Source organism: Paraoerskovia sediminicola, assembly GCF_030296575.1.
Lineage (GTDB): Bacteria > Actinomycetota > Actinomycetes > Actinomycetales > Cellulomonadaceae > Paraoerskovia > Paraoerskovia sediminicola.
Genome location: NZ_AP027729.1, coordinates 1367422 through 1389898 on the forward strand (window position 1 = coordinate 1367422; position 22477 = coordinate 1389898).

The following is a 22477-nucleotide window of genomic DNA, read 5'->3' on the forward strand; positions in this document are numbered from 1 at the left end:
TCAGAACGGGGGCTCGTCGGAGAACCCGCCACCGTTGGTGGCAGGGCCCGCCGTGGCCCAAGGATCGCTCTGTCCGCCGCCCGAGCTGGAGAACCCGCCGGAGTTGCCTCCGCCGTATCCCCCGCCGCTGTTGCCGCCGCCGCCGGAGTTGCCTCCGCCGAAGCCGCCACCGCCGCCGCCGCTGCGCTGAGCGCGCGTGACCTTGGCCGAGGCGTACTTGAGAGAAGGTCCGACCTCCTCCACCTGCAGCTCAACGACCGTGCGCTTCTCACCCTCGCGCGTCTCGTAGGACCGCTGCACCAGCCGGCCCTGCGCGATGACGCGCATGCCCTTCGTCAGGGACTCCGCGACGTTCTCCGCAGCATCGCGCCAGATCGAGCAGCGCATGAACAGCGTGTCGCCGTCCTTCCACTCGTTGCTCTGACGGTCGAACTGCCGAGGCGTCGAGGCGATCGTGAAGTTGGCGACCGCCGCGCCGGACGGCGTGAACCGAAGCTCCGGGTCCGCGGTCAGGTTTCCGATCACCGTGATGATGGTGTCGCCAGCCATGCCAACTCCTTAGGTCGTGGGTGCCCGACGAGGGCTCGTCGTGTCCGAGGTACCCATCCCATCACGGGGCGGGGACATCGACACGGCGTCGTGCGAGGGTGTGGACGCGGTTCGTCAGCTGGCGTCGGTGCGCAGGGTCTTCGTCCGCAGGACGACCTCGTTGAGGCCGAGCTGGCGGTCGAGCTCCTTGGCGGTCGCCGGGGTCGAGGTGAAGTCGACGACGGCGTAGATGCCCTCGGACTTCTTCTCGATCTCGAACGCGAGGCGACGACGGCCCCAGATGTCGACCTTGTCGACGGAACCACCGTCGGTCGTGATGACCGAGAGGTACTTGTCGAGGGACGGTGCGACGGTGCGCTCTTCGACACTGGGGTCGAGGATCACCATCATCTCGTACTTACGCATTGATAACCCACCTCCTGTGGACTCTGCGGCCACGGAATCTCCGTGGCAGGAGGGTTGTGCGTACTGCTTCCGCGATGCCCTGCACGGCCCCGGAGGGGCCGGGCCGGCCTACGTCGACCGGGCCAGGACACAGCGAAGTGCAACGATACCCGCAGTGGGGCGGGTTTCCCAAGAAACGTGTCGGACGACGCAGCTCGCCTCCGCGCGGGAGGTGAGCCACGTCGTCCGACACCGGGCGTCGCGGTGCCGCGGGCTACGGGTTGGTGTTCCCGGTCCCGTTGCCGGTACCCCCGCCGTTGCCGTTGCCGTTGCCGTTGCCGCCACCGTTGCCGGTGCCCGCTGACGGAGGCGTGGTCGGCGTGGGCGCCTGCGTCGGCTTCGGCGGCTGCGTGGGCTCCGGCGGCTGGGTGGGCTCGGGCGTCGGCTCCTGCGTCGGCTCAGGTGTGTTCTGCGTCGGGTCAGGCCCCTTCGAGACCACCAGGCCGATCGTCGAGCCGGCCGGCACGGACGAGCCGCCCAGGACGCTCAGCACCGTCCCCACGGGCTCGTCCGAGTACTGCTCGGTCACGGAGACCGACAGGCCGGCGGCCTGGAGCGCCGCGGTGGCGGACTCCCGGCTGCTGCCCACCAGCCCGCCGGGCACGTCGACGGTCTCGACCTCCTGGGTCGGCTCCTCGGTCGGCTCGACCGGCTCGGCCGTCGCCGTCTGCGTCGGCTCCGGCGTCGGGGTGAAGGTCGGACGCGCCGGCGTGTACTCGGGGAAGTCCTCGATCTCCATGTCCTTCGTGACTTCCTGCATGTAGTTCGTCCACGCCCAGGCGGGGAACGTGCTGCCCGTGATGGTGCGGCCCTGGTCCTTCCACTGGCCGAACGGCTCCATCGAGTCCTGGCTCACGCCGTCCTCGCCGACCTGGTAGATGCCCACGACGGTCGTCAGCTGCGGGACGAATCCAGCGAACCACGCCGACTTGTTCTCGTTCGACGTACCGGTCTTGCCGGCCACGGGCCGCTCGAGCCGCTTCGCCTCGCGGCCGGAGCCCTCCTGGACGACCTGCTCCATGGCGTAGGTGGCTCCGTTGATGACCTCCTGGTCCACGACCCGCTCCGGCTTCGACTCGCCCTTGTACTCGGAGTCGCCGTCACGGTTGACGACCTCCTGGACGATGAACGGGTCGGTGTGGAGCCCGCCGTCGGCGATCGTGTTGTACGCGTTGGCGAGCTCGAGGCCGTGCACCGTCGCGGTGCCGAGCACGTTCGACTTGACCGGCTCGACCTCGGACGTGATGCCGAGCCGCGCGGCGACGTCCGACGTCTTCTCCGGACCGACCTCGAGGTTCAGCTGCGCGTAGACCGTGTTCACGGAGTGCGCGGTCGCGTCGACCAGACGGGTCGACCCGAACTGCTCGCCGCCGAAGTTCGTGACCTTCCAGTCGCCGAAAGTCTGGGGCGAGCGACCGTCGTAGCGGTCCTCGAGGGTCTTGCCGTTCTCCAGACCCGAGATGAGCGCCATCGGCTTGAAGGTCGACCCGGCCTGCGCGGCACCCTGGGTCGAGTTGTTGTACGCCTGGCTCACGGCGTCCGGGCCGCCGTACAGCGCCTTGATCGCCGACGTGTCGGGGTCGAGCGTCACGAGCGAGGTGCGGATCCGCTCGTTCGCGTCGTCCGGCAGCGACTCGGCGGTCTCGACCGCCGCGGCCTGCATGTCCTCGTCGACCGTCGTGACGATCGAGTACCCGCCCTGGTCGAGCTGCTCCTCGGTGAAGTCGCCGGAGTCGATGAGCTCCTCGCGCGCCATCTGCACGAGGTACCCGTTGGTGCCCTCGTAGCGCGCCTCGGTCGACTTCTCGAGCGTCTCCGGGAACTCCTGCTCGTCGCGCTCCGCCTGGGTGATGTACCCGTCGGTGACCATGCGGTCCAGCACGCGGTTCCAGCGCGCCTCGGCCTGGTCGGGGTTCGCCGAGGGCTCCCAGTTCACCGGGGACGGGATGATCCCGGCGAGCATCGCGGACTGCGACAGCGTCATCTCTGCCGCGGGCACCCCGTAGTAGGTCTGCGCGGCCTGCTCGATCCCGTACGCGCCGCGACCGAAGTAGATCGTGTTCAGGTAGTTCTCGAGGATCTCTTCCTTGCTCTGCACCTGCGTGATCTTCAGCGCGAGGATCGCTTCCTTGAACTTGCCGACGTAGCTGGTCGTCGTGCCCATGTAGTAGCGCTCGGCGTACTGCTGGGTCAGCGTCGACGCTCCCTGACGGGCACCGCCGGTGACGTTGTTCACCGCGGCGCGCACGATCCCCTTGACGTCGACCCCGCTGTTCGTCCAGAAGGTCGTGTCCTCCGACGCGACCACGGAGTTGCCCACGTAGTCGGGCAGGTCCGCATAGTCGATGATCTTGCGGTTGCCGCCGTCGGTGTAGAACTTCGCCATCTCGGTCTCGCCGTCCGAGAAGTAGACCGTGCTCGCCTGCTGGCTCGCGTAGGCCTCCTCGTCGGGGATCTCCGTCGTCGCGTAGGCGGCGATCATGAGGCCGGCGACCAGGGCGATCCCTGCGAGCAGCGTCCCCACGACGATCCGCCACGACGGGAGCCACCGGCGGAAGCTGGTGACGTGCGATCGCGGGTAGTTGAAGAACCTGCGGCGGTTCGGTGCGCTGGTGCGCGTCGCGGACTTCGCCACGGGTGAGACCTTCCTGGGGGACAGCAGGGAAAGGTGCGGCCGAGGTGGATGTCGACTCGGCCGCGCCTAGCGGAACGATAGACCGTGCGCGTGCTCCGGGGTGGGCTCAGCGCGGAATCCCGACCGTTGCTGTGCGTGATCAGCCCACCACGTTCGCGCGACCTTCACACGAACGCGGCGTTGCTGGCGACGCGCCGATGCATCTGCTATACCTATCCAGTTGATGTATCGGATCGATACATCGCGACGAACGGTGATCACCCGACCACCGACCGAGCGACGAGTGGCCGAGGAGGTCGTGTGCGCCGAGGTGCTGGTGTGCTCGAGACCGCGATCCTCGGGCTCCTCACCGAGACCCCGCTGCACGGGTACGAGCTGCGCAAGCGACTCAACCTCGTGCTCGGATCGTTCCGCGCGCTCTCCTACGGGTCGGTCTACCCGGCCCTCAAGGCGATGGTCACCCGCGGCCTCATCGTCGGCACCGAGTCCACGTCGGTCCCCCCCACGCCCTCGCGGGCAAGCGGTCGCGGATCGTCTACGAGCTCACCGCCGAGGGCAAGGAGCACCTGCAGACCGAGCTCGCGTCGTCCGGCCCCGCGGCCTGGGAGGACGAGAGCTTCGACGTGAGGTTCGCGTTCTTCGCGCAGACCGACGCCGACACCCGGCTGCGGATCCTCGAAGGGCGCCGCACCCGGCTCGCCGAACGGCTGGACGCCGTCCGCGAGTCCGCCTCCCGCACGCGGGAGCGCCTGGACGAGTACACGCTCGAGCTCCAGCGCCACGGCCTCGAGCAGGTCGAGCGCGAGGTCACGTGGCTCGACGGGCTCATCACCGCAGAACGTGACCGCCGCCGTCCGACGGACACCGGCGATCGACCGACCACCTCTGGTCGAACCACCGAGAAGAACACCACCGCCGACGACGCACCGCGTCCCGGCACGAACATCAAGGAGCGAGGATGACCTCCATCCGCGTCGCCATCGTTGGCGTCGGGAACTGTGCATCGTCACTGGTCCAGGGCGTGCACTTCTACCGAGACGCAGAGCCCACGAGCACGGTCCCGGGCCTCATGCACGTCCAGTTCGGCGACTACCACGTCTCCGACCTGGAGTTCGTCGCGGCGTTCGACGTGGACGCGAAGAAGGTCGGCTTCGACCTCTCCGAGGCCATCAGCGCGTCCGAGAACAACACCATCAAGATCGCGGACGTCCCGCCGCTGGGCGTCCCCGTCCAGCGCGGCGTCACGAACGACGGCCTCGGCAAGTACTACCGCGAGACCATCGAGGAGTCCGACGCAGAGCCGGTCGACATCGTCGCCGCCCTGCGCGAGGCCCAGGTCGACGTGCTCGTCTGCTACCTGCCCGTCGGGTCCGAGGTCGCCGCGAAGTACTACGCCCAGTGCGCCATCGACGCCGGCGTCGCGTTCGTCAACGCCCTCCCCGTCTTCATCGCGTCCGACCCCGAGTGGGCCGCGAAGTTCGAGCAGGCCGGCGTGCCGATCGTCGGCGACGACATCAAGTCGCAGGTCGGTGCCACGATCACGCACCGCGTCCTGGCCAAGCTGTTCGAGCAGCGCGGTGTCGTGCTGGACCGCACGTACCAGCTGAACGTCGGCGGCAACATGGACTTCAAGAACATGCTCGAGCGCGACCGCCTCGAGTCGAAGAAGATCTCCAAGACGCAGGCCGTCACCTCCAACCTCACCGGCCCCCTCGCCGGCAAGAAGGAGGACCGCAACGTCCACATCGGCCCCTCGGACTACGTCCAGTGGCTCGACGACCGCAAGTGGGCCTACGTCCGCCTCGAGGGTCGCGCGTTCGGCGAGGTCCCCCTGAACCTCGAGTACAAGCTCGAGGTCTGGGACTCCCCAACTCTGCCGGCATCATCATCGACGCCGTGCGCGCCGCGAAGATCGCCAAGGACCGCGGCGTCGGCGGCCCGATCCTCTCCGCGTCGACGTACTTCATGAAGTCGCCGCCCGTGCAGATGGAGGACACCGAGGGCCGCGCGCAGCTCGAGGCCTTCATCGCCGGTGACGTCGAGCGCTGATCCGCTCGCTGCAACCAGGTCGAAGGGTCGGCACCACCACGAGGTGGTGCCGGCCCTTCGGCGTTCGGTCTACGACATCGCGACCGAAGGTGAGATCACCCGACGATCCCGGCGTCGCTGAACGAGCGACAACACGGCGGCGACGCGGACATCAGACCTCGCGACGCTTTCGCGCTACCAGCACGGCACCAGTTCCAAGCCCTAGGAACAACAGCGAGAGGCCTGCGATCCCACCGGTCTCGGCTCCGGTCATCGGGAGCGGTGTCGGTGTCGGCTTTGCTGTCGACGTCGGCGCTGGCGCCGGCATCAGACTCGACGTCGGAGTCGGCGTCGGCGTGGGCGTCGGCGTCGGCGTGGGAGTCGGCGTCGGCGTGGGAGTCGGCGTGGGAGTCGGGTCCACCACGAACTCGTTCGTCACCGTGATCACCGGCACGGGATTGCCACCCGTGTCCTCGACGAGCGTGACCGTCCCACTGATCACCGGCGTCTGCCACGAACCACCAGGATCCGTCGACGGCGTGTTCTCGGAGACGTCACACTCCATCCCGACCCACAGCTGGTCATGCGTCGCCTGACCGTCCTCAGGGACCTTGAACGGAGTCGTCGCCGTCGCAGTCCAACTACCGCTGACATCCGTGTGGACACCATCCGAGCAGAACCAGTCCCCACCGAACTCCTTGTCCGGGTCGATCACACCCCGATCATCGACAACCGTCTTCTCGATCTGGAAACCAGTCGTCGAGACCCGCGTGAAGGTGTTCGTGACCGTGATCACCGGCACGGGATTGCCACCCGTGTCCTCGACGAGCGTGACCGTCCCACTGATCACCGGCGTCTGCCACGAACCACCAGGATCCGTCGACGGCGTGTTCTCGGAGACGTCACACTCCATCCCGACCCACAGCTGGTCATGCGTCGCCTGACCGTCCTCAGGGACCTTGAACGGAGTCGTCGCCGTCGCAGTCCAACTACCGCTGACATCCGTGTGGACACCATCCGAGCAGAACCAGTCCCCACCGAACTCCTTGTCCGGGTCGATCACACCCCGATCATCGACAACCGTCTTCTCGATCTGGAAACCAGTCGTCGAAGGCACCACGAACTCGTTCGTCACCGTGATCACCGGCACGGGATTGCCACCCGTGTCCTCGACGAGCGTGACCGTCCCACTGATCACCGGCGTCTGCCACGAACCACCAGGATCCGTCGACGGCGTGTTCTCGGAGACGTCACACTCCATCCCGACCCACAGCTGGTCATGCGTCGCCTGACCGTCCTCAGGGACCTTGAACGGAGTCGTCGCCGTCGCAGTCCAACTACCGCTGACATCCGTGTGGACACCATCCGAGCAGAACCAGTCCCCACCGAACTCCTTGTCCGGGTCGATCACACCCCGATCATCGACAACCGTCTTCTCGATCTGGAAACCAGTCGTCGAGACCCGCGTGAAGGTGTTCGTGACCGTGACGACCTCGACGGGGTCCGTCGCCGCAACACCAAGGGTGACGGTGCTCGAGACGTCGGGCGCCTCCCAGCTGCCGCCAGAGAGGTCCCCCGGCGCAGTCTCGGTCACCGTGCACACGGATCCGACGGGCGAGCCGGTCGAGATCGTGACTGTGTCCCCGGCTGCGAGCGTCCACGTGCCGTCGTCGACCTCGGTCGCGGCATCAGGGTAGGTGCAGCTCCAGGCACCCTCGAACTGCGTGCCCGCAGGCACCAGGCCGGCGCTGTCAGTAAGTGACTTGGTGATCTGGAAGTCCGTCGACGCCGGCACCGGATCAGCCGTGAACTCATTCGTCACCGTAATCACCGGCACCGCCGGATCCTCAACCAACGTCACCTCACCCGAATACACCGGCGCCTGCCACGAACCACCCGCCACATCACTCGGCGCATCCTCAACCACACGACACTGCGAACCCACCGCAACCCCAGCCGCCAGGGTCGCCGTCGAAGCACCAGCCTCCAACGACCACGACCCCTGCCCCTGCTGCGTGCCCCCGTTATCTGTCGTGCACTCCCAATTACCGGTGAACGACGTCCCCGAAGGCACCACACCCGCCGGATCCGTCAACACCTTCGTAATCTGAAAACCCGACGCCACCGGCACCGGATCAGCCGTGAACTCATTCGTCACCGTGATCACCGGCACCGCCGGATCCTCAACCAACGTCACCTCACCCGAATACACCGGGGCCTGCCACGAACCACCCGCCACATCACTCGGCGCATCCTCAACCACACGACACTGCGAACCCACCGGCACCCCAGCCGCCAGGGTCGCCGTCGAAGCACCAGCCTCCAACGACCACGACCCCTGCCCCTGCTGCGTGCCCCCGTTATCTGTCGTGCACTCCCAATTACCGGTGAACGACGTCCCCGAAGGCACCACACCCGCCGGATCCGTCAACACCTTCGTAATCTGAAAACCCGACGCCACCGGCACCGGATCAGCCGTGAACTCATTCGTCACCGTGATCACCGGCACCGCCGGATCCTCAACCAACGTCACCTCACCCGAATACACCGGCGCCTGCCACGAACCACCCGCCACATCACTCGGCGCATCCTCAACCACACGACACTGCGAACCCACCGCAACCCCAGCCGCCAGGGTCGCCGTCGAAGCACCAGCCTCCAACGACCACGACCCCTGCCCCTGCTGCGTGCCCCCGTTATCTGTCGTGCACTCCCAATTACCGGTGAACGACGTCCCCGAAGGCACCACACCCGCCGGATCCGTCAACACCTTCGTAATCTGAAAACCCGACGCCACCGGCACCGGATCAGCCGTGAACTCATTCGTCACCGTGATCACCGGCACCGCCGGATCCTCAACCAACGTCACCTCACCCGAATACACCGGCGCCTGCCACGAACCACCCGCCACATCACTCGGCGCATCCTCAACCACACGACACTGCGAACCCACCGCAACCCCAGCCGCCAGGGTCGCCGTCGAAGCACCAGCCTCCAACGACCACGACCCCTGCCCCTGCTGCGTGCCCCCGTTATCTGTCGTGCACTCCCAATTACCGGTGAACGACGTCCCCGAAGGCACCACACCCGCCGGATCCGTCAACACCTTCGTAATCTGAAAACCCGACGCCACCGGCACCGGATCAGCCGTGAACTCATTCGTCACCGTGATCACCGGCACCGCCGGATCCTCAACCAACGTCACCTCACCCGAATACACCGGGGCCTGCCACGAACCACCCGCCACATCACTCGGCGCATCCTCAACCACACGACACTGCGAACCCACCGGCACCCCAGCCGCCAGGGTCGCCGTCGAAGCACCAGCCTCCAACGACCACGACCCCTGCCCCTGCTGCGTGTTCCCGCTATCTGTCGTGCACTCCCAATTACCGGTGAACGACGTCCCCGAAGGCACCACACCCGCCGGATCCGTCAACACCTTCGTGATCTGAAAACCCGTCGCATCGACGGCGAATGCCGCAGGAGCAACAATGACCGGAACCGCAATCAGCGGCGCGGAGACCAACGCGATGGACCCTAGGAGCGCGGCGAAGCGCGACAGCCGAGAAGGCCGCCTACCGCGCCCCGATGACATTGCGTGATGCATAGTGGCCCCGCAGTTCGAATACTCGTGTCATCGACTTTGACGACACCTCATGAGAACCATCGCAGACAGGTCAGGGGTGCGCGATTCGTGGCCTATTCCGCGGCGTACGGCAGGTTTCCGCAATTCACATAGAAGCTGCCCTGTACGCTCGCCGACCTACGCCGAACGTGCGGCTGATCGTCGACGATCTCCTCGACGATCAGCCGCACGTTGACCAGGCGTCTACTCCTCGCGGCGCCGACGGGTCGTCAGCACCGCGGCGGTCCCGAGCCCGAGCAGCAGCAGGGCGAGGGCGCCGATCGACGCGACCTGCGCACCCGTGACCGGGAGGTCCGGGGTCGTCGGGGTGGACGGAGTCGTCGGTGTGGTCGGAGGCGTCGTCGGTGTCGGGGTGGGTGTCGGCGTCGGGGTCACCGGCGTGAACGTGTTGGTGACCGAGACGACCGGGACCGTCGGGTCCGTCCCCGTGGCCGCGAGGGTCACGCCGCCCGAGATCGTCGGCTGCTCCCACGAGCCACCATCGACGTCGGCCGGCGTGTCCTCCGTCACGGTGCACTCGGAACCGACCGGGACGTCGTCGGCCAGCACGACCGTCGTGCCGCCACCGGTGAGCGTCCACGTTCCGGAGCCCGCGTCGCTCCCGTCGGGCGCCACACACACCCAGTCACCGGTGAACGTCGTCCCCGAGGGGACGACCCCACCGTCGTCGACGAGGACCTTCTCGATCTTGAAGCCCGTGGCGTCCGGCGTGAAGGTGTTCGTGACCGTGACGACCTCGACGGGGTCCGTCGCCTCGAGCCCGAGGGTGACCGTACCGGAGATGTCCGGTGTCTCCCACGTACCGTCAGGCTGCTGCACGGGAGCCGTCTCGACGACGGTGCACTCCGAGCCGATGGGGGCATTCGTCGTGATCCTCGTCGTGTCGCCGGCGACCAGGGACCAGGTCCCCGACGCCACCTGAGCCCCGTTGCCGTCGACGCAGCTCCAGGTGCCCGCGTAGGTGACGGACGGGTCCACGAGGCCCTCGTCGTCCACGAGCGCCTTGGTGATATCGAACGGCGTCGCATCTGCGAGGAACGAGTTGGTGACCGTGACAGGGACCGGGACCGGGTTGTTGCCCGCGGCCTCGAGCGTGACCGTTCCGGAGATCACTGGCTGCTCCCAGGTGCCGTCACCGGGGATGTCGGCCGGCTGGTCCTCCGTCACGGTGCACACCGAACCGACCGGCAGGCCCGTCCCCAAGGTCACGTCGTCGCCGTCCTCGAGCGTCCAGGTGCCCGAACCGACCACGGTCGAGGCGTCGGGGTAGGTGCACTCCCAGCTGCCCGTGAACTCGAGGTCGAGCGGCACCGCCCCGAACGGGTCGGTGACGTTCTTCGTGATCGAGAACCCGGCCGTGTCCGCGGTGAACTCGTTGCTCACGGTGACGATCGGGAGGGGGTCGTTGTTCGCGGCCACCCCCAGGGTCACCGTGCCCGAGATCGTCGGGGTCTCCCAGCTGCCGTCGGGGAGGCCCGCAGGCGCGTCCTCCGTGACGGTGCACACGGAACCGACCGGGGCGTCCACGGCGAGGGTTGCGGTGCTGTCGCCCGCGGCGAGGGTCCAGGTGCCGGAGCCCGCGTCGCTGCCGTCGGGCGCCTCGCACGACCAGGTCCCGGTGAACGTCGTCCCCGCAGGGACCACGTTGTACGGGTCGGTGAGGTCCTTGGTGATCGCGAAGCCGGTCGAGGTAGCGATGAACTCGTTGGTCACCGTCACCTCGGGGTTCGGGCTGTTCGCCGCGACTCCGAGGATGACGCTCGACGGCATGATCGTCGGCGGCTCCCAGGTGCCGTCGCCCGGAACGTCGGCAGGCGGCGTCTCGACGACGTTGCACTGGGCGCCGACCGGGGCGTTCGGTGTGATGGTCGTCGTCTCGCCCGCCTTCACGGTCCAGGTCCCGTCGTCGTAGACCGTCCCGGGGTTCGCCGGGTCGACGCACTCCCAGGTGCCCGTGTAGTCGAGGTCGGGGTCGACGACCTGCTCGTCGTCGGTCAGGGCCTTGGTGATGTCGAAGCCGGTCGGGGTCGGCGTGAACGTGTTGCTGACCGTGACGACCTCGACCGGATCGTTGTTGCCTGTCGCGCCGAGGGTCACGCTCGCGGGGCTGATGGTCGGGGTCTCCCACGTGCCGCCGGGGACGTCCCCCGGCGCAGTCTCGGTCACCGTGCAGACGGATCCCACGGGCGAGTCCGTCGAGATCGTGACCGTGCCCCCAGCTGCGAGCGTCCACGTGCCGTCGTCGACCTCCGTCGCAGCGTCGGGATAGGTGCAGCTCCAGGTACCCGCGAACTGCGTGCCCGAGGGCACCAGGCCGGCGCTGTCGGTGAGTGACTTGGTGATCTGGAAGTCCGTCGACTCCGCGACGAACTCGTTGCTGACGGTGACGACCGGGACCGTGTCGGTGGCGTCGACACCAAGGGTCACGTCGGCCCCGATCGTCGGCGGCTCCCAGGTCCCGTCACCACCGGTCGGGGTGGTCTCCGTGACCGTGCAGGTCATGCCGACCCACAGGGAGGCCGAGGTCGCGTCCGGGTCGGCGGTGTCGTCGGGGACGGTGAACGTGCCGGCCCCCGTCGTCGACCACGTGCCGGTGGCGTCGGCGTGCGTGCCGTCGGTGCACGTCCAGGTACCGGAGAACGTCTCGCTACCCACCAGGCCTTCGGGGTCCGTCAGGTCCTTCGCGATCTCGAAACCGGTGGACTCGACCCGGGTGTTCGTCACCGTGACCGTGGCGTACGACGCGTCGTCGGTCCCGACGGGGACGAGGTTCCACCCGGACGGCGAGACGACGACGTCGAAGTTGGGATCCGGAGCCTCGCTCACCTGCACCTCCGAGCCCGCGGGCAGGAGGCCTGGTGTCGCCGGAGAGATGGGTATGCGCGTCGAGCTACCCGCCGCGACGCTCACGGTGTCCTGACCCTGGAGGTCGAGCGGGTCCTGGCGGAAGTCCCGTGCCTCGACGTCGATCAGGAAAGACGTGGTCGGTTCGACGGGCAGCGAGCCCTGCCCGAGCTGCTTCTCGATGAACACCGCGGTGGAGGCGACGAAGCCCGCGTCGATGTTCGGGTCGTTCTCCCCGGGGTTGCCGGCCGTGTAGGTCACCTGACCGTTCGCGGGGTCGGCGTCGGAGTCGACGATGTCGTCCCGCGGTGAGGTTGTCGGGTCGCCGACGTCCTGCTGGGTGAAGATCACCGCGGCCCACGGCACGGTGCCGAACCGCGTGTCCCCACCGAAGTCGACGTCGCCCGTCGTGGGCTTCACGAACTCGACCGTGTAGTCGCCACCGTTCGGCGTGAACCCGGTGACGCCCTCGTTCGTCGCGAAGTAGTACTGCCCGTTCGCGTCCGTGGTCTTGGTGGCGAGCTCCGTACCCTGTGGGTCGAGCAGTCGGACGACGACGCCCGGCAGGGGCGGCTCGTCGGCATCCTGGATGCCGTCCTGGTCGGCGTCGAACCAGACGACGTTGCCGATCTGCAGCGGTGCGAGCGGGAGCAGTGCGGCGACGTCACCGAGCCCGCCGGCCTTCGCCAGGGCGCCCTCGATGGGCATCTCGACCATCCGACCGCGCTGCGAGTCACCGGCGGTCGCGCCGCCCGTGGTGTCGTACCAGGAGAAGCCGTTCGTGCGGAACTCGCTGACGGTGTCGTAGCCGGTGGAGAGGATCTGGTCCGCGCCCGGGAGGCTGGCGAGCCCGCCCGTCGAGATCTCCTGGTGCTCGCCGCGCCGCGTGACAGGACCGGCAAACGTGTTCGTGTCGTGGAAGAACTCGCGGCCACCCGGGCCCTGGGGTGTGAGCGGGTCGTTGGCCGACGACGACGTCGCGGCCGACGTCTTGCCGCCCACGACACCGTCGTTCTCGAGCGTGAACGTCCCCGACGCCGATGGTGCGGCGATCAAGGTGTCTCCGGACGCGAATGCTTCGTACACCGTCCCCGCCACTGGGTTGAACGGTGCGACGTTGTTGTAGCCGAGCTGGAAGCCGAATCGGTCCGAGAACCCGACGACCAGCTCGCCGTCGGACGTGAACGACAGGTCCGTGAGCATCGGCTGCGGCCAGGCGAGGCTCAGGTCGGTCGGGCTGTCGATGCCCATCTCCGTGGGGTCGAACGTGTCGCGCCACGGGTGCCACTGACACGTGTGTGCCTGCTGGGCGAGGGCGCAACTGTTGAAGGCCGCGCCCTTCTGGTAGCTCAGGTCGTCGATCCGCAGGACCTCCGACGCCGGGTCCGCAAGGCCCGACGGGTCGCCCGTCGGTACGGCGCGGACGACGGCGTTCACGTCACCGATGTCCGTCGCGGTCGCGTTCTCGACGTAGCCGACGAGGATCTGTCCGTGGGCCACCGTCAGCGCCCACGGCCGGTCCGCGGCGGTCAGCCCGAGGGGATCGACTGGTCCAGCGTCTTGCTCGCGATGTCGATGACCTCGATCTCGCGCAGGTGGAGGTTCATCACGTAGAGCTTGGTCTGGTCGGCACTCACAGCCACGCCACCGATGCCGAGCGTCCCGACGCCGGTGTAGGCGGCGGTGTCGGCAGCCGGGTCCTGCGGGCGGATGAACCCGCCGCGGCCCGCGTACGTCGCGTCGAAGGTCCCGAAGTCGATGCCGAGGCCGGGCACGTCGTTCGGCACGCCGTTCTGGCCATCGGCCGTCAGGGCGGGCCCGAGGTTGAGCCAGGTCTCGATCGGACCGGGAGACCCGATCAGCCCCGTCGCGGGGTCGTAGACGTCCGGCACCCGGTAGACCGTCGCGAGCCCGCCGGGCCCGAGGTCGACCTGTCGTCGGAGCACCGCCGCGGCGAAGAGGTCTCCCGTCGAGCCCTGGGCCGCCGTGCCCCAGATGCCGCCGGTCTCGTCGAAGGTCGCGAGCGGGGTGCGGCTCTCGGGCAGGCCGAAGTACGGCCCGGGGTACGCCCCGTTATTCACGAAGTTGAAGTCGTTCGCGGCACCCGGGGACGTCGCCGCGGTCTGCCAGGGCCACGCGGCCAGCGAGACGCCCTGCTCCGGGTTGTTCGGGTTGACCTGGTACTGCCGCTGCCCGGCGTACGCGAGCGACGTCGCGACCGGGGTGTCGGCCCCTGCCACGGAGTACTCGTCGGGCACGTTCACGCCGAAGTCGACGTCCGTCGCGCCGACGTCGACCAGCTGCACGTTGCTGCCGGACTCGCCGGCGGAGGCGCCGAGGACCGAGAAGGACGGGAAGTAGCCCTGGGGGAGGTCGGTGAACTCGATGCGGAGCGCATCGGTGTCGGCGCCGGTCACGGCGACCGTATACGTACCGTCGGCGCCGGAGGTCGTCGTTCCGACGGCGGAGTCGTCGCGGTCGTAGGCGGTAACCGTCACACCGGCGAAGCCCCGGTCCCGCGGCAGCGCGGGGTCGCCCGGGTCTGGGTCGAGGATCCCGTTCGAGTTGAAGTCGTGGAACACGGTGCCGGACACGCTGCCGTCGACAGCAGCGGCCGGGAGCACCGCGACGGGCGCGACGACGAGGGGCGCTGCGACGAGAGCGACGCTCCCGACGAGCGCGGCGAGGCGCTGCGAGGTCTTGCTCTGCCTCGCTGCGCGCGGGTTCGTGCTCCTGGCCATGGTGCTCCTCGACGTCTGCGGCGCGGACCGGTCAGGCACGGTCAGCGACTGTCCCTGTCGAAAGATTGGCAGGGGCGCAGCGAACCTGCCACGCGAACACTGACAACCAGGTAACGATTCGACGACGATGGCGCGGCTACGTGGCCAGAGGGCGACCTATCCACCCCGGATCGCGTCACCGAGTCGCTGATCGTCAGAAAACCCTGGCAGGACCAGGAATGACCCCGAGGCGGTCGTCCTGGTGAGCTCCATCAGGGCATCGCTCTCGTCGAGCCGCTGCTGGGTCCGGACGAACGTATCCAGGTCACGCTGGAAGGCGACGAACACGAGCCCGTGCTCGCTCGCGTCGGAGAACGAGTAGCTGCGCCGCAGCATGAGGGTGTCGAGGCCCGCGGGCAGGGGTGCGCCCTGCGGACGTGCGCGTCCAGCGGGATCAGCACCTGCCCGGTCTCGTCCTTGGCGCCGATGTCGGGGTCGTCGAGCGCGACGCCACCGGACAACGGCGCGCCCGTGTCGCGGTCGCGCCCGACGATCTCGTTCTGCCGCTCGACCGCGAGCGCCGTGAACGCTGCAGTGTCGACGGGCATCTGCCGCACCACCATGGTCGTGGCTCCCGCCGGGCCGGCCACGGTCCCTGTGCCCGTGTCGACGCCGTCGAGCCATACGGCCTCGTCGACGTCGGCGGCGGTGCGCGGGATCGACAGCCCGTCGTGGAAGCCGACGATGTTCCGGTTCGCCGGCCCGCCCTCGAGCGCGGGCACGAAGCCCGCGGCCCGCCATCTCTCGGTCGCGCCGCAGCTCGCTGCGAGGTCGCGCAGCAGGGTGTCACGGGCGAGTGCGACGACGACGCCGTCGTCCGACCTGATCTGCAGCACCAGGTCCCCGCCGGAGTGGGTCGGGGGATCTCGTCGCGCGCGAAGTCGGGGAGCGGGTCGGACGCCGGGGCGCCCGACCCGAGCGAGGCGCGGACGATCTCGCTCCCGACCCCGACGGTCACCGTCAGCCGGGCGGGGCCGAGGCCGGCGAGCGCGGGGTCCTGCCCGGTGGCGAGGTCCGAGATGCGCTCCCCGAGGGCGTCGAGGGCCGCGGGCAGTGCCGCCGTCTCGACGTCGAGCACGACGATCTCGAGCTGTCGCTGGAGGGTCGCGGGCCGGTCGACGCCGGCCTGGCGCTCGCCGCGCGCCTCGACGACGGCGGCCGACGGGGCCTCGCCACCGGCGTCCGGGTCGCCCTGCGTGCTGCTGGTGTCGGACGCCGCGGCGTCGCCCGACGCTCCTGCGTCACCGCTGCGCACCCCGACGTCACGCCCGAGGACGAACCCGCCGACGGCGCCGACCGCGCCGGCGGCGAAGGTCCGGGTGAGGAACTGCCGTCGGCTGGGGCTGCGGTCGGCGTCCGGGTCGCTCGTGTCCGGGGAGCGTCGGAAGGCCCGGCGGGTCGCCGTCCCTCGTCCACAGGCAGGCCGTCGTCGGCCTGCGTCCCGGTGTCCATGGAGCGAGGGTAGTTCGCGCAGTGCCGCAGGTATCGTCGCGGCCATGGTCCACCGGTCTCCCGTCCGCGCCGCGCTCGTCGTGCTCGCCGCCGCGGCGACCCTGTCCCTTGGGGCATGCTCGGGCGACGGGTCGTCGACGGGCGATGCGGTGCCGTCCGGCACGACCGGCACGGGCTCCGGCACGGGCTCTGGTTCGAGCACGACCGGCGATGGGGTCGTCACCGTCCCCGGTGACGCCGACACGATCCAGGGTGGCGTCGACCTCGCGGCCGAGGGCGACACGGTCGAGGTCGGGCCGGGCGTGTACGAGGAGTCCGTGGCCATCACGACCGCCGGCATCACGCTGCGCGGCACCGACCGGAACGACGTCGTGATCGACGGGGGCAGATCCGCGGCAACGGGGTCGTCGTGACCGCCCCCGGCGTGACGGTCGAGAACCTGACCGTCCGCAACCACAACCTCAACGGGGTGCTCGTCACCGGGCTGACCGAGGACGGCGGGATCGCGAGCGGCAGCTCCGGGTACACCCGGCTCGACCCCGAGGAGTTCCCGCCGCTCGAGGGGTTCGCCGTCCGTTACGTGACGGCCGCGAACAACGGGCTCTACGGCGTCTACGCGTTCGACGCGAACGACGGCGTCATCGAGGACAGCTACGCGTCGGGCCACGCGGACTCGGGCTTCTACGTGGGCCAGTGCCAGGACTGCCAGATCGTCGTGCGGGGCAACGTCGCCGAGTTCAACGCGGTCGGCTACGAGCAGACGAACGCGAGCGACTCCGTGGACGCGGTCGGCAACAGGTTCACCGACAACCGGGTGGGGGCGTCGATCCTGTCGGACTACCAGGAGGCGTTCGTGCCCCAGCACGGGACCCGGTTCGTGGGCAACGTCGTCGGCGACAACTCCGAGGCACGGACACCCTCCGAGGCGAACGGCGCGTTCGGCCTCGGCATCGTGGTGACCGGCGGCAAGGAGGACCTCGTCGCGCGCAACCGGGTCGAGGGCAACCCGCTCGCCGGGATGGTGCTCGCGTCGATCGAGGACATCACCCCGGACGACAACCGCTTCGAGGGCAACGTCGCGTCGGCCAACGGCGTCGACCTCGCGTACACGGCGAGCGAGCGGTCCCCCGGGCAGGGCAACTGTGCGGAGGGCAACGAGCTGTCGACCACGGTGCCCACCGACCTGCTCGAGCTGTGGCCGTGCGGCGGTGGCGACTCAGGCTCCGGCAGCGCGCAGGCACCCGGCGCCACGCTCACCCCCTGGAGGCCCCGCCCGGCATCTCGTTCCGCGACGTGGGCGCACCGCCCCCGCAGCCGACCATGCCGGACGACGCGGCCGGGCTCCCCGCCGAGGCGCCGGTCGTGGAGATCGACAGCATCGACGTGCCCTCCGCGGACCTGCTCGCCGACCGGACCCGCTCGTGACGCGCGGTGCACCCCGGGCCGGACGGCGCGTGTCGGTGGCGGGGGCCAGGGCCAGGGCCAGGGCCAGGGCCGGAGTCGCGGCCGCGGCCGCGTTCGCCCTCACGCTGACGCTCGGCGCGTGCACCCCGAGCGACGGCGACACCGAGAGCTCGCCTGCGCCGTCCGCCACCGCCCGGCCCGTCACCCAGGCCGAGGCCGACCGGCTCGCGGTCGCCCGCTTCAACGTCTACGACGAGCGGTACGTCGACCTCACGGCATCGATCCCGGTCGAGGGCCAGGTCCTCGAGCTCGACGGCACGGCAGACATGCAGGCCCACGAGGCGTACGCACAGGTCACCACCGGCGACGATCCACCGCAGCACGCCCTGCTCCAGTGGACGCAGGCCGGCAAGGCACTGGTCCCGCTCGCCGAGGACGACCCCGCCGTGGACGGCTCGACCCTCCCGGACCCGCCGCCCGCCGACGGCTGGCAACCCGCCGCACTCGTGCCCGAGGACCCCCTCGACGCGATCCTGGCCGTGATCCTCTCGCTCGCGTCCGACCGACCCGAGAACGCGCAGCTCCTGCTGCAGAACGGCGCCGAGTGGGTCGGTACCGAGACCTACGACGACGTCGAGGCGGACGTGTTCACCGCCCCCGGGAGCGACGGGACCAACACCGGGGCGATCCGGTACTCCGTCGACGAGCGCGGCGTCCTGCACCACGTCACCGCCGACGTGGGCCGCGACGACCTCGTCGAGATCTCCCTGACACCGGCCGAGGACCCCGCCGAGATCCCGCTGATCCCCGCCCTGGGCTGACCAGGCCGGGGTCGAGGGTCACGAGCAGGGTGACGACCAGCGCGACGCCAGGGCGTGACCACCGCGCGACGCCAGGCGTGACGGTCGGCATGACGACCCGCACGACGACAGGCACGGCGACCGGTGACGGCGCGGCCGGGCGGACACGACACCGGCAGGTGGGAGGATGACCCGCGTGTCCGTCGCCCGCGAGCTCCGCCAGCTGCTCCGCCTCCAGGGGTTCCGGCGACTCTTCACCGTCCGGCTGGTCTCCCAGGCCGGCGACGGGATGTTCCAGGTCGGGCTCGCGACGCTGTTCTTCTTCTCCCCGGAGTCCCAGGGCACCGCAGCCGACGTGGCGGTGGCGTTCGCGGTCCTGCTCGCCCCGTTCACGATCGTCGGCCCCTGGGCGGGCGTGTTCCTCGACCGGTGGAGACGACGCCAGGTGCTCGTCGTCGGCAACGCCGTCCGGGTCGGGCTCACGCTGACGATCGCCCTCATCATGCTGACCTCGGGCGTCGGGCCGTGGATCTACGTCCTGGCGCTCGTGAACCTCTCGGTCAACAGGTTCCTGCTCGCCGCCCTCTCGGCGGCGCAACCACGCGTCGTCGACGGGCCGCTGCTGCTGACCGCCAACTCGCTGGCCCCCACCCTGGGCGCGGTCGCCGCCGGGCTCGGCGGCGGGATCGGCCTCGTCCTCGGGCTGCTCCTCGAGCCCGGGCGCACCAAGGACGCGATGTCCCTGTTCATCGCGACGGCGGTCTTCGGCACGGCGTCGCTCCTCGCGCTGCGGCTGGGCAAGGACCAGCTCGGTCCGCTGCGGGTCAGCTCGCCGGCGGATGTCCGCAACGAGCTGGTCCGCGTGGCCCGCGGCCTCGTGGACGGCGCCCGCTACGTCTGGGTGCGACGCACCCCGGGCCAGGCCCTGCTCGTCATGGGGGTCCACCGGTTCATCTACGGCGTCACGTTCGTCGCGAGCATCCTCATCGCGAGGAACCTCCTCGCCGACCCGTCCGACACGCAGGCGGGCCTCGCGACCTTCGGCACGATCCTCGGGGCGTCGGCAGCAGGGTTCGCGCTCGCCGTCGTCCTCACCCCGACGCTCAGTCCCCGCACCGGGCCCCACCGGTGGATCGGCCTGATGCTCCTCGTCGCCGCGCTCAGCCAGGCGCTGCTCACGGTCACCCTCACGCAGGCGACCATGCTCGTCGGGGCCGTGTTCCTCGGCCTGGCCGCCCAGGGGACCAAGATCGCCGTCGACACCATCGTCCAGCGTGACACCGTCGACGGCTTCCGCGGGCGTGCGTTCTCCCTGTACGACATGCTCTACAACGCCGCGTTCGTGGGCGCTGCCGCCCTCGCCGCGTTCACCCTCCCCGACACCGGGTACTCGCGGGTCGTGTTCGGGCTGCTGGCGGTCGCCTATGCCGCCGTCGCCGTCTGCTTCACCCGGTTCGGGGCGCGAACGGCAGGCGACGTGCCTGTCGAGATCGAGCGGACGGCGGACCGGCCGGCCGGCTGAGCAGCCTTCCCGCCGAGCGTCGTACCGGCCGCTCATGCGCCCCGCCATCCACGATGTGGACAAACGGCGTCCTCGTCGGCAAGAATCCCCGGAACGGCCCCGCGGGGTCGGCACCGATGGTCGAGAGCACGGCTGCAGGTGGAGCACGACCTGAGGACCTCATGACCCAGTCCCCTGCCCCGTCGCAGGCACCACCCGCGATCGCAGACACGTATGCAGACGTCCCGGTGGCCCCACCCGCCGGTCTTCCTGCGAACCTGCCCGCGGACATCCAGCGCCGGGCCGCGAACGCCAGCGACCTGTCGTTCACGATCTCCGACCCGACGCTCCCCGACAACCCGCTGATCTGGGTGAACCCGGCGTTCGAGCGGGTCACCGGGTATCGCGCGGACGAGGTGCTGGGCCGCAACTGCCGGTTCCTCCAGTCGGCCGCGACGGACGCCGACGCCCTCCAGCGCATCCGCGACGCCCTCGCCGAGAACCGCACGAGCGCCGAGACGCTGCTCAACGTGCGCCGGGACGGCACCCCGTTCTGGAACCAGGTCGTCATCTCCCCCGTCCTCGACGACGAGGGTCGCACGACGCACCACGTCGGGATCCAGGCGGACGTGACCTCACGGGTCCGCGAGGACGTCGCCAAGGTGCGTAGGCTCCGTTCCGCGGAGCAGCAGAACGACCGGCTGCGGCTCCTCGCCACGATCACCCAGCAGCTGCTCGAGCTGTTCGACGACTCGGCCGGCGCCGAGCTGCTGCCTCGGCTCGTCGCACCCCACTTCGGCGACTGGTGCTTCGTGACCGTCGTGGACGACACCGGCCGGCAGACCACGACCCACATCGCGTCCGCCGATCCGCTGGACCCGACGAAGGCCGCCGCGGTCGAGACCCTGACCCGGAGCACCACCTGGCTCGAGCGTTCGCCGATGATCAACCACGTCCTCGCGGCCGGGAACGACTACCTCCCCGCCCCGTACGCCAACGACCTGGGCCGCCTCCCGGAGCGCACGGAGCGGTGGGAGCACGAGGCGTTGCTGGCCCTCGGCGTCGGCACCTCGATCCTGGTGCCGCTGCGCGGACGCGACCGCGCCCTGGGCATGCTGACCATCGTCTCCGGGAGCCGCGACGCGTTCGACCGGGACGACGTCCGCGACATCACCGCACTGGGCGCCCGCGCGGGGCTCGCCCTCGACAACGCCCGGCTCTTCGCGGCCGAGCACGACCGAGCGGTGACGCTGCAGCGCAGCATGCTGCCCGTGCTGCCCGAGGTGCCGGGCCTCGACTGCGCGGCCTCGTACCTGCCCGCGTCGGCCCGCGCCGCCGTGGGCGGGGACTGGTACGACGTGATCCCGCTCCCGGGGGCGACGTCGGGATCGCGGTGGGCGACGTGGTCGGGCACGACATCCGGGCCGCAGCCTCGATGGGCCAGCTGCGCTCGGTGCTGCGCTCCCGCGCCTGGTCCGGCGGGTCGCCGCGCGAGGTCCTCGACAGCCTCGACGGGCTCGTCGGTGGTCTCGGGATGGCGGACGTCGCGAGCTGCGTGTACATCGACCTGTCCCCTGTGGACGACGCGGACGGCGCCCGTACGGCCACGTACGCCCGCGCCGGTCACCTGCCGCCTCTGCTGATCGCCGCGGACGGCTCGGTCCAGCTCCTCGAGGGTGCGCTGTCGACGCCCGTCGGCATCGCGAACCCGCCGCGCGGCGGGTTCGGCGGCACGAGCCCCGAGCCGGACCGTGCAGGTCCCGACGCAGGTGCCGACACAGAGGCTGAGGCAGAAGCGGAGGCAGGCGCCGGTCCGGAGGCGAGCATCGATATCCCCGCAGGCGCGACGCTCGTCCTCTACACGGACGGTCTCCTCGAGCGCCGCGACCGCGGCCAGCGCGAGGGCCTCGAGGAGCTGCTCCAGGTGATCTCGACGATCCCGCCGGGCACGGGGGCGGACGACATGCTCGCGACGATCGTCCCCGCCATGACGGCGGACCGGCTGGAGGACGACCTGTGCGTCCTGATAGTCCGGAACGCCGGGTCGAACCCTCCGGCCACCAACTCCTGACTGCAGGCCGACCGCCGTCCGACCCGCGACGGGCGCTGGCTCAGGCCAGCGCGAGGAACAGCTTCTCGAGCTCCTCGGACGAGAGGTCGTCGTCGCTGCGGCCGTCCTCGCTGGTCATGCACTCCTGCAGGGACGTGGCGACGATCTTGAACCCGGCACGATCGAGCGCCTTGGACACCGCCGCGAGCTGGGTCACGACGTCGCGGCAGCCGCGGCCGTCCTCGATCATCGCGATCACGCCTCCGAGCTGGCCCTGCGCGCGGCGCAGCCGCTTGAGCACGGCGGTCCTCGACTCCTCGCTCGCCGTCACCGGGAGCCCC

General features: G+C 69.9%; 16 protein-coding genes and 3 pseudogenes. 10 read left to right on the top strand and 9 right to left on the bottom strand.

The window, feature by feature from the left end:
* From QUE47_RS06500 to QUE47_RS06510, 3 genes are all read right to left on the bottom strand, one after another.
* Window positions 1-549: a single-stranded DNA-binding protein gene (locus QUE47_RS06500; protein WP_286219082.1), complete on the bottom strand. Its 549-nt coding sequence runs from the start codon at window positions 547-549 to the stop codon at window positions 1-3.
* A gap of 114 nt (window positions 550-663) precedes the next feature.
* The gene (gene rpsF / locus QUE47_RS06505) at window positions 664-954 is read right to left on the bottom strand and encodes a 30S ribosomal protein S6 (protein ID WP_286219083.1); all 291 of its coding nucleotides are present in this window, start codon (window positions 952-954) and stop codon (window positions 664-666) included.
* A gap of 253 nt (window positions 955-1207) precedes the next feature.
* On the bottom strand, window positions 1208-3628 hold the full coding sequence (locus tag QUE47_RS06510; protein WP_286219084.1) for a transglycosylase domain-containing protein: 2421 nt from the start codon (window positions 3626-3628) through the stop codon (window positions 1208-1210).
* A 318-nt stretch (window positions 3629-3946) separates the two neighbouring features.
* On the opposite strand from QUE47_RS06510, the gene QUE47_RS17150 reads away from it, so the two are divergent.
* The 3 genes and pseudogenes from QUE47_RS17150 to QUE47_RS06520 all read left to right on the top strand — a co-directional run bounded on the left by QUE47_RS17150 (window position 3947) and on the right by QUE47_RS06520 (window position 5677).
* The gene (locus QUE47_RS17150) at window positions 3947-4255 is read left to right on the top strand and encodes a PadR family transcriptional regulator (protein WP_434019735.1); all 309 of its coding nucleotides are present in this window, start codon (window positions 3947-3949) and stop codon (window positions 4253-4255) included.
* Entirely contained in the window at window positions 4252-4590 is a 339-nt protein-coding gene (locus tag QUE47_RS17155; protein ID WP_434019736.1) for a hypothetical protein, read from the top strand. The genes QUE47_RS17150 and QUE47_RS17155 overlap by 4 nt, the downstream gene beginning before the upstream one ends.
* A pseudogene (locus QUE47_RS06520) lies at window positions 4587-5677 on the top strand (inositol-3-phosphate synthase). Before QUE47_RS17155 ends, QUE47_RS06520 begins: the two are co-directional and overlap by 4 nt.
* A gap of 151 nt (window positions 5678-5828) precedes the next feature.
* Here the strand turns inward: QUE47_RS06520 and QUE47_RS06525 are convergent.
* The 5 genes from QUE47_RS06525 to QUE47_RS06540 all read right to left on the bottom strand — a co-directional run bounded on the left by QUE47_RS06525 (window position 5829) and on the right by QUE47_RS06540 (window position 15765).
* Entirely contained in the window at window positions 5829-9185 is a 3357-nt protein-coding gene (locus tag QUE47_RS06525; protein ID WP_286219085.1) for a DUF5979 domain-containing protein, read from the bottom strand.
* Window positions 9186-9488: 303 nt separating this feature from the next.
* On the bottom strand, window positions 9489-13649 hold the full coding sequence (locus QUE47_RS06530) for a DUF5979 domain-containing protein (RefSeq protein WP_286219086.1): 4161 nt from the start codon (window positions 13647-13649) through the stop codon (window positions 9489-9491).
* Between the two features lie 29 nt (window positions 13650-13678).
* A complete protein-coding gene (locus tag QUE47_RS06535; protein ID WP_286219087.1) occupies window positions 13679-14890 on the bottom strand; it encodes an SdrD B-like domain-containing protein in 1212 nt (403 codons plus the stop codon).
* Between the two features lie 156 nt (window positions 14891-15046).
* Window positions 15047-15217, bottom strand: a complete 171-nt coding sequence (locus QUE47_RS16700) for a hypothetical protein (RefSeq protein WP_350227691.1) — start codon at window positions 15215-15217, stop codon at window positions 15047-15049.
* Window positions 15142-15765 carry a Dyp-type peroxidase gene (locus QUE47_RS06540; protein WP_286219088.1) on the bottom strand — a complete coding sequence of 208 codons (624 nt, stop codon included), beginning with the start codon at window positions 15763-15765 and terminating at the stop codon, window positions 15142-15144. Before QUE47_RS06540 ends, QUE47_RS16700 begins: the two co-directional genes overlap by 76 nt.
* Before the next feature lie 660 nt (window positions 15766-16425).
* Here QUE47_RS06540 and QUE47_RS06545 point away from each other — a divergent pair.
* The 7 genes and pseudogenes from QUE47_RS06545 to QUE47_RS06570 all read left to right on the top strand — a co-directional run bounded on the left by QUE47_RS06545 (window position 16426) and on the right by QUE47_RS06570 (window position 22157).
* Window positions 16426-16794: a hypothetical protein gene (locus QUE47_RS06545; RefSeq protein WP_286219089.1), complete on the top strand. Its 369-nt coding sequence runs from the start codon at window positions 16426-16428 to the stop codon at window positions 16792-16794.
* A gap of 11 nt (window positions 16795-16805) precedes the next feature.
* Window positions 16806-17411 (top strand): annotated as a pseudogene (locus QUE47_RS16705) (NosD domain-containing protein); the annotation flags it as partial.
* A 263-nt stretch (window positions 17412-17674) separates the two neighbouring features.
* Entirely contained in the window at window positions 17675-17806 is a 132-nt protein-coding gene (locus QUE47_RS06550) for a hypothetical protein (protein ID WP_286219090.1), read from the top strand.
* A complete protein-coding gene (locus tag QUE47_RS06555) occupies window positions 17803-18606 on the top strand; it encodes a hypothetical protein (RefSeq protein WP_286219091.1) in 804 nt (267 codons plus the stop codon). The genes QUE47_RS06550 and QUE47_RS06555 overlap by 4 nt, the downstream gene beginning before the upstream one ends.
* Window positions 18607-18772: 166 nt before the next feature.
* Window positions 18773-20107, top strand: coding sequence for an MFS transporter (locus QUE47_RS06560; RefSeq protein ID WP_350227692.1), 1335 nt, complete (start codon window positions 18773-18775; stop codon window positions 20105-20107).
* Window positions 20108-20268: 161 nt separating this feature from the next.
* Window positions 20269-21231: pseudogene (locus QUE47_RS06565) on the top strand (PAS domain-containing protein); the annotation flags it as partial.
* A gap of 257 nt (window positions 21232-21488) precedes the next feature.
* The gene (locus QUE47_RS06570) at window positions 21489-22157 is read left to right on the top strand and encodes a PP2C family protein-serine/threonine phosphatase (RefSeq protein WP_286219092.1); all 669 of its coding nucleotides are present in this window, start codon (window positions 21489-21491) and stop codon (window positions 22155-22157) included.
* A gap of 40 nt (window positions 22158-22197) precedes the next feature.
* On the opposite strand, the gene QUE47_RS06575 is transcribed toward QUE47_RS06570, so the two are convergent.
* Window positions 22198-22467: a metal-sensitive transcriptional regulator gene (locus QUE47_RS06575; protein ID WP_286219415.1), complete on the bottom strand. Its 270-nt coding sequence runs from the start codon at window positions 22465-22467 to the stop codon at window positions 22198-22200.
* Window positions 22468-22477 lie beyond the last annotated feature (10 nt).

Coding starts and splice junctions, on each gene's coding strand:
- QUE47_RS06500 (WP_286219082.1), bottom strand. CDS start 549: ATGGCTGGCGACACCATCATCACGGTGATCGGAAACCTGACCGCGGAC.
- rpsF (WP_286219083.1), bottom strand. CDS start 954: ATGCGTAAGTACGAGATGATGGTGATCCTCGACCCCAGTGTCGAAGAG.
- QUE47_RS06535 (WP_286219087.1), bottom strand. CDS start 14,890: ATGGCCAGGAGCACGAACCCGCGCGCAGCGAGGCAGAGCAAGACCTCG.
- QUE47_RS06545 (WP_286219089.1), top strand. CDS start 16,426: ATGGTCCACCGGTCTCCCGTCCGCGCCGCGCTCGTCGTGCTCGCCGCC.
- QUE47_RS06560 (WP_350227692.1), top strand. CDS start 18,773: ATGACCCGCGTGTCCGTCGCCCGCGAGCTCCGCCAGCTGCTCCGCCTC.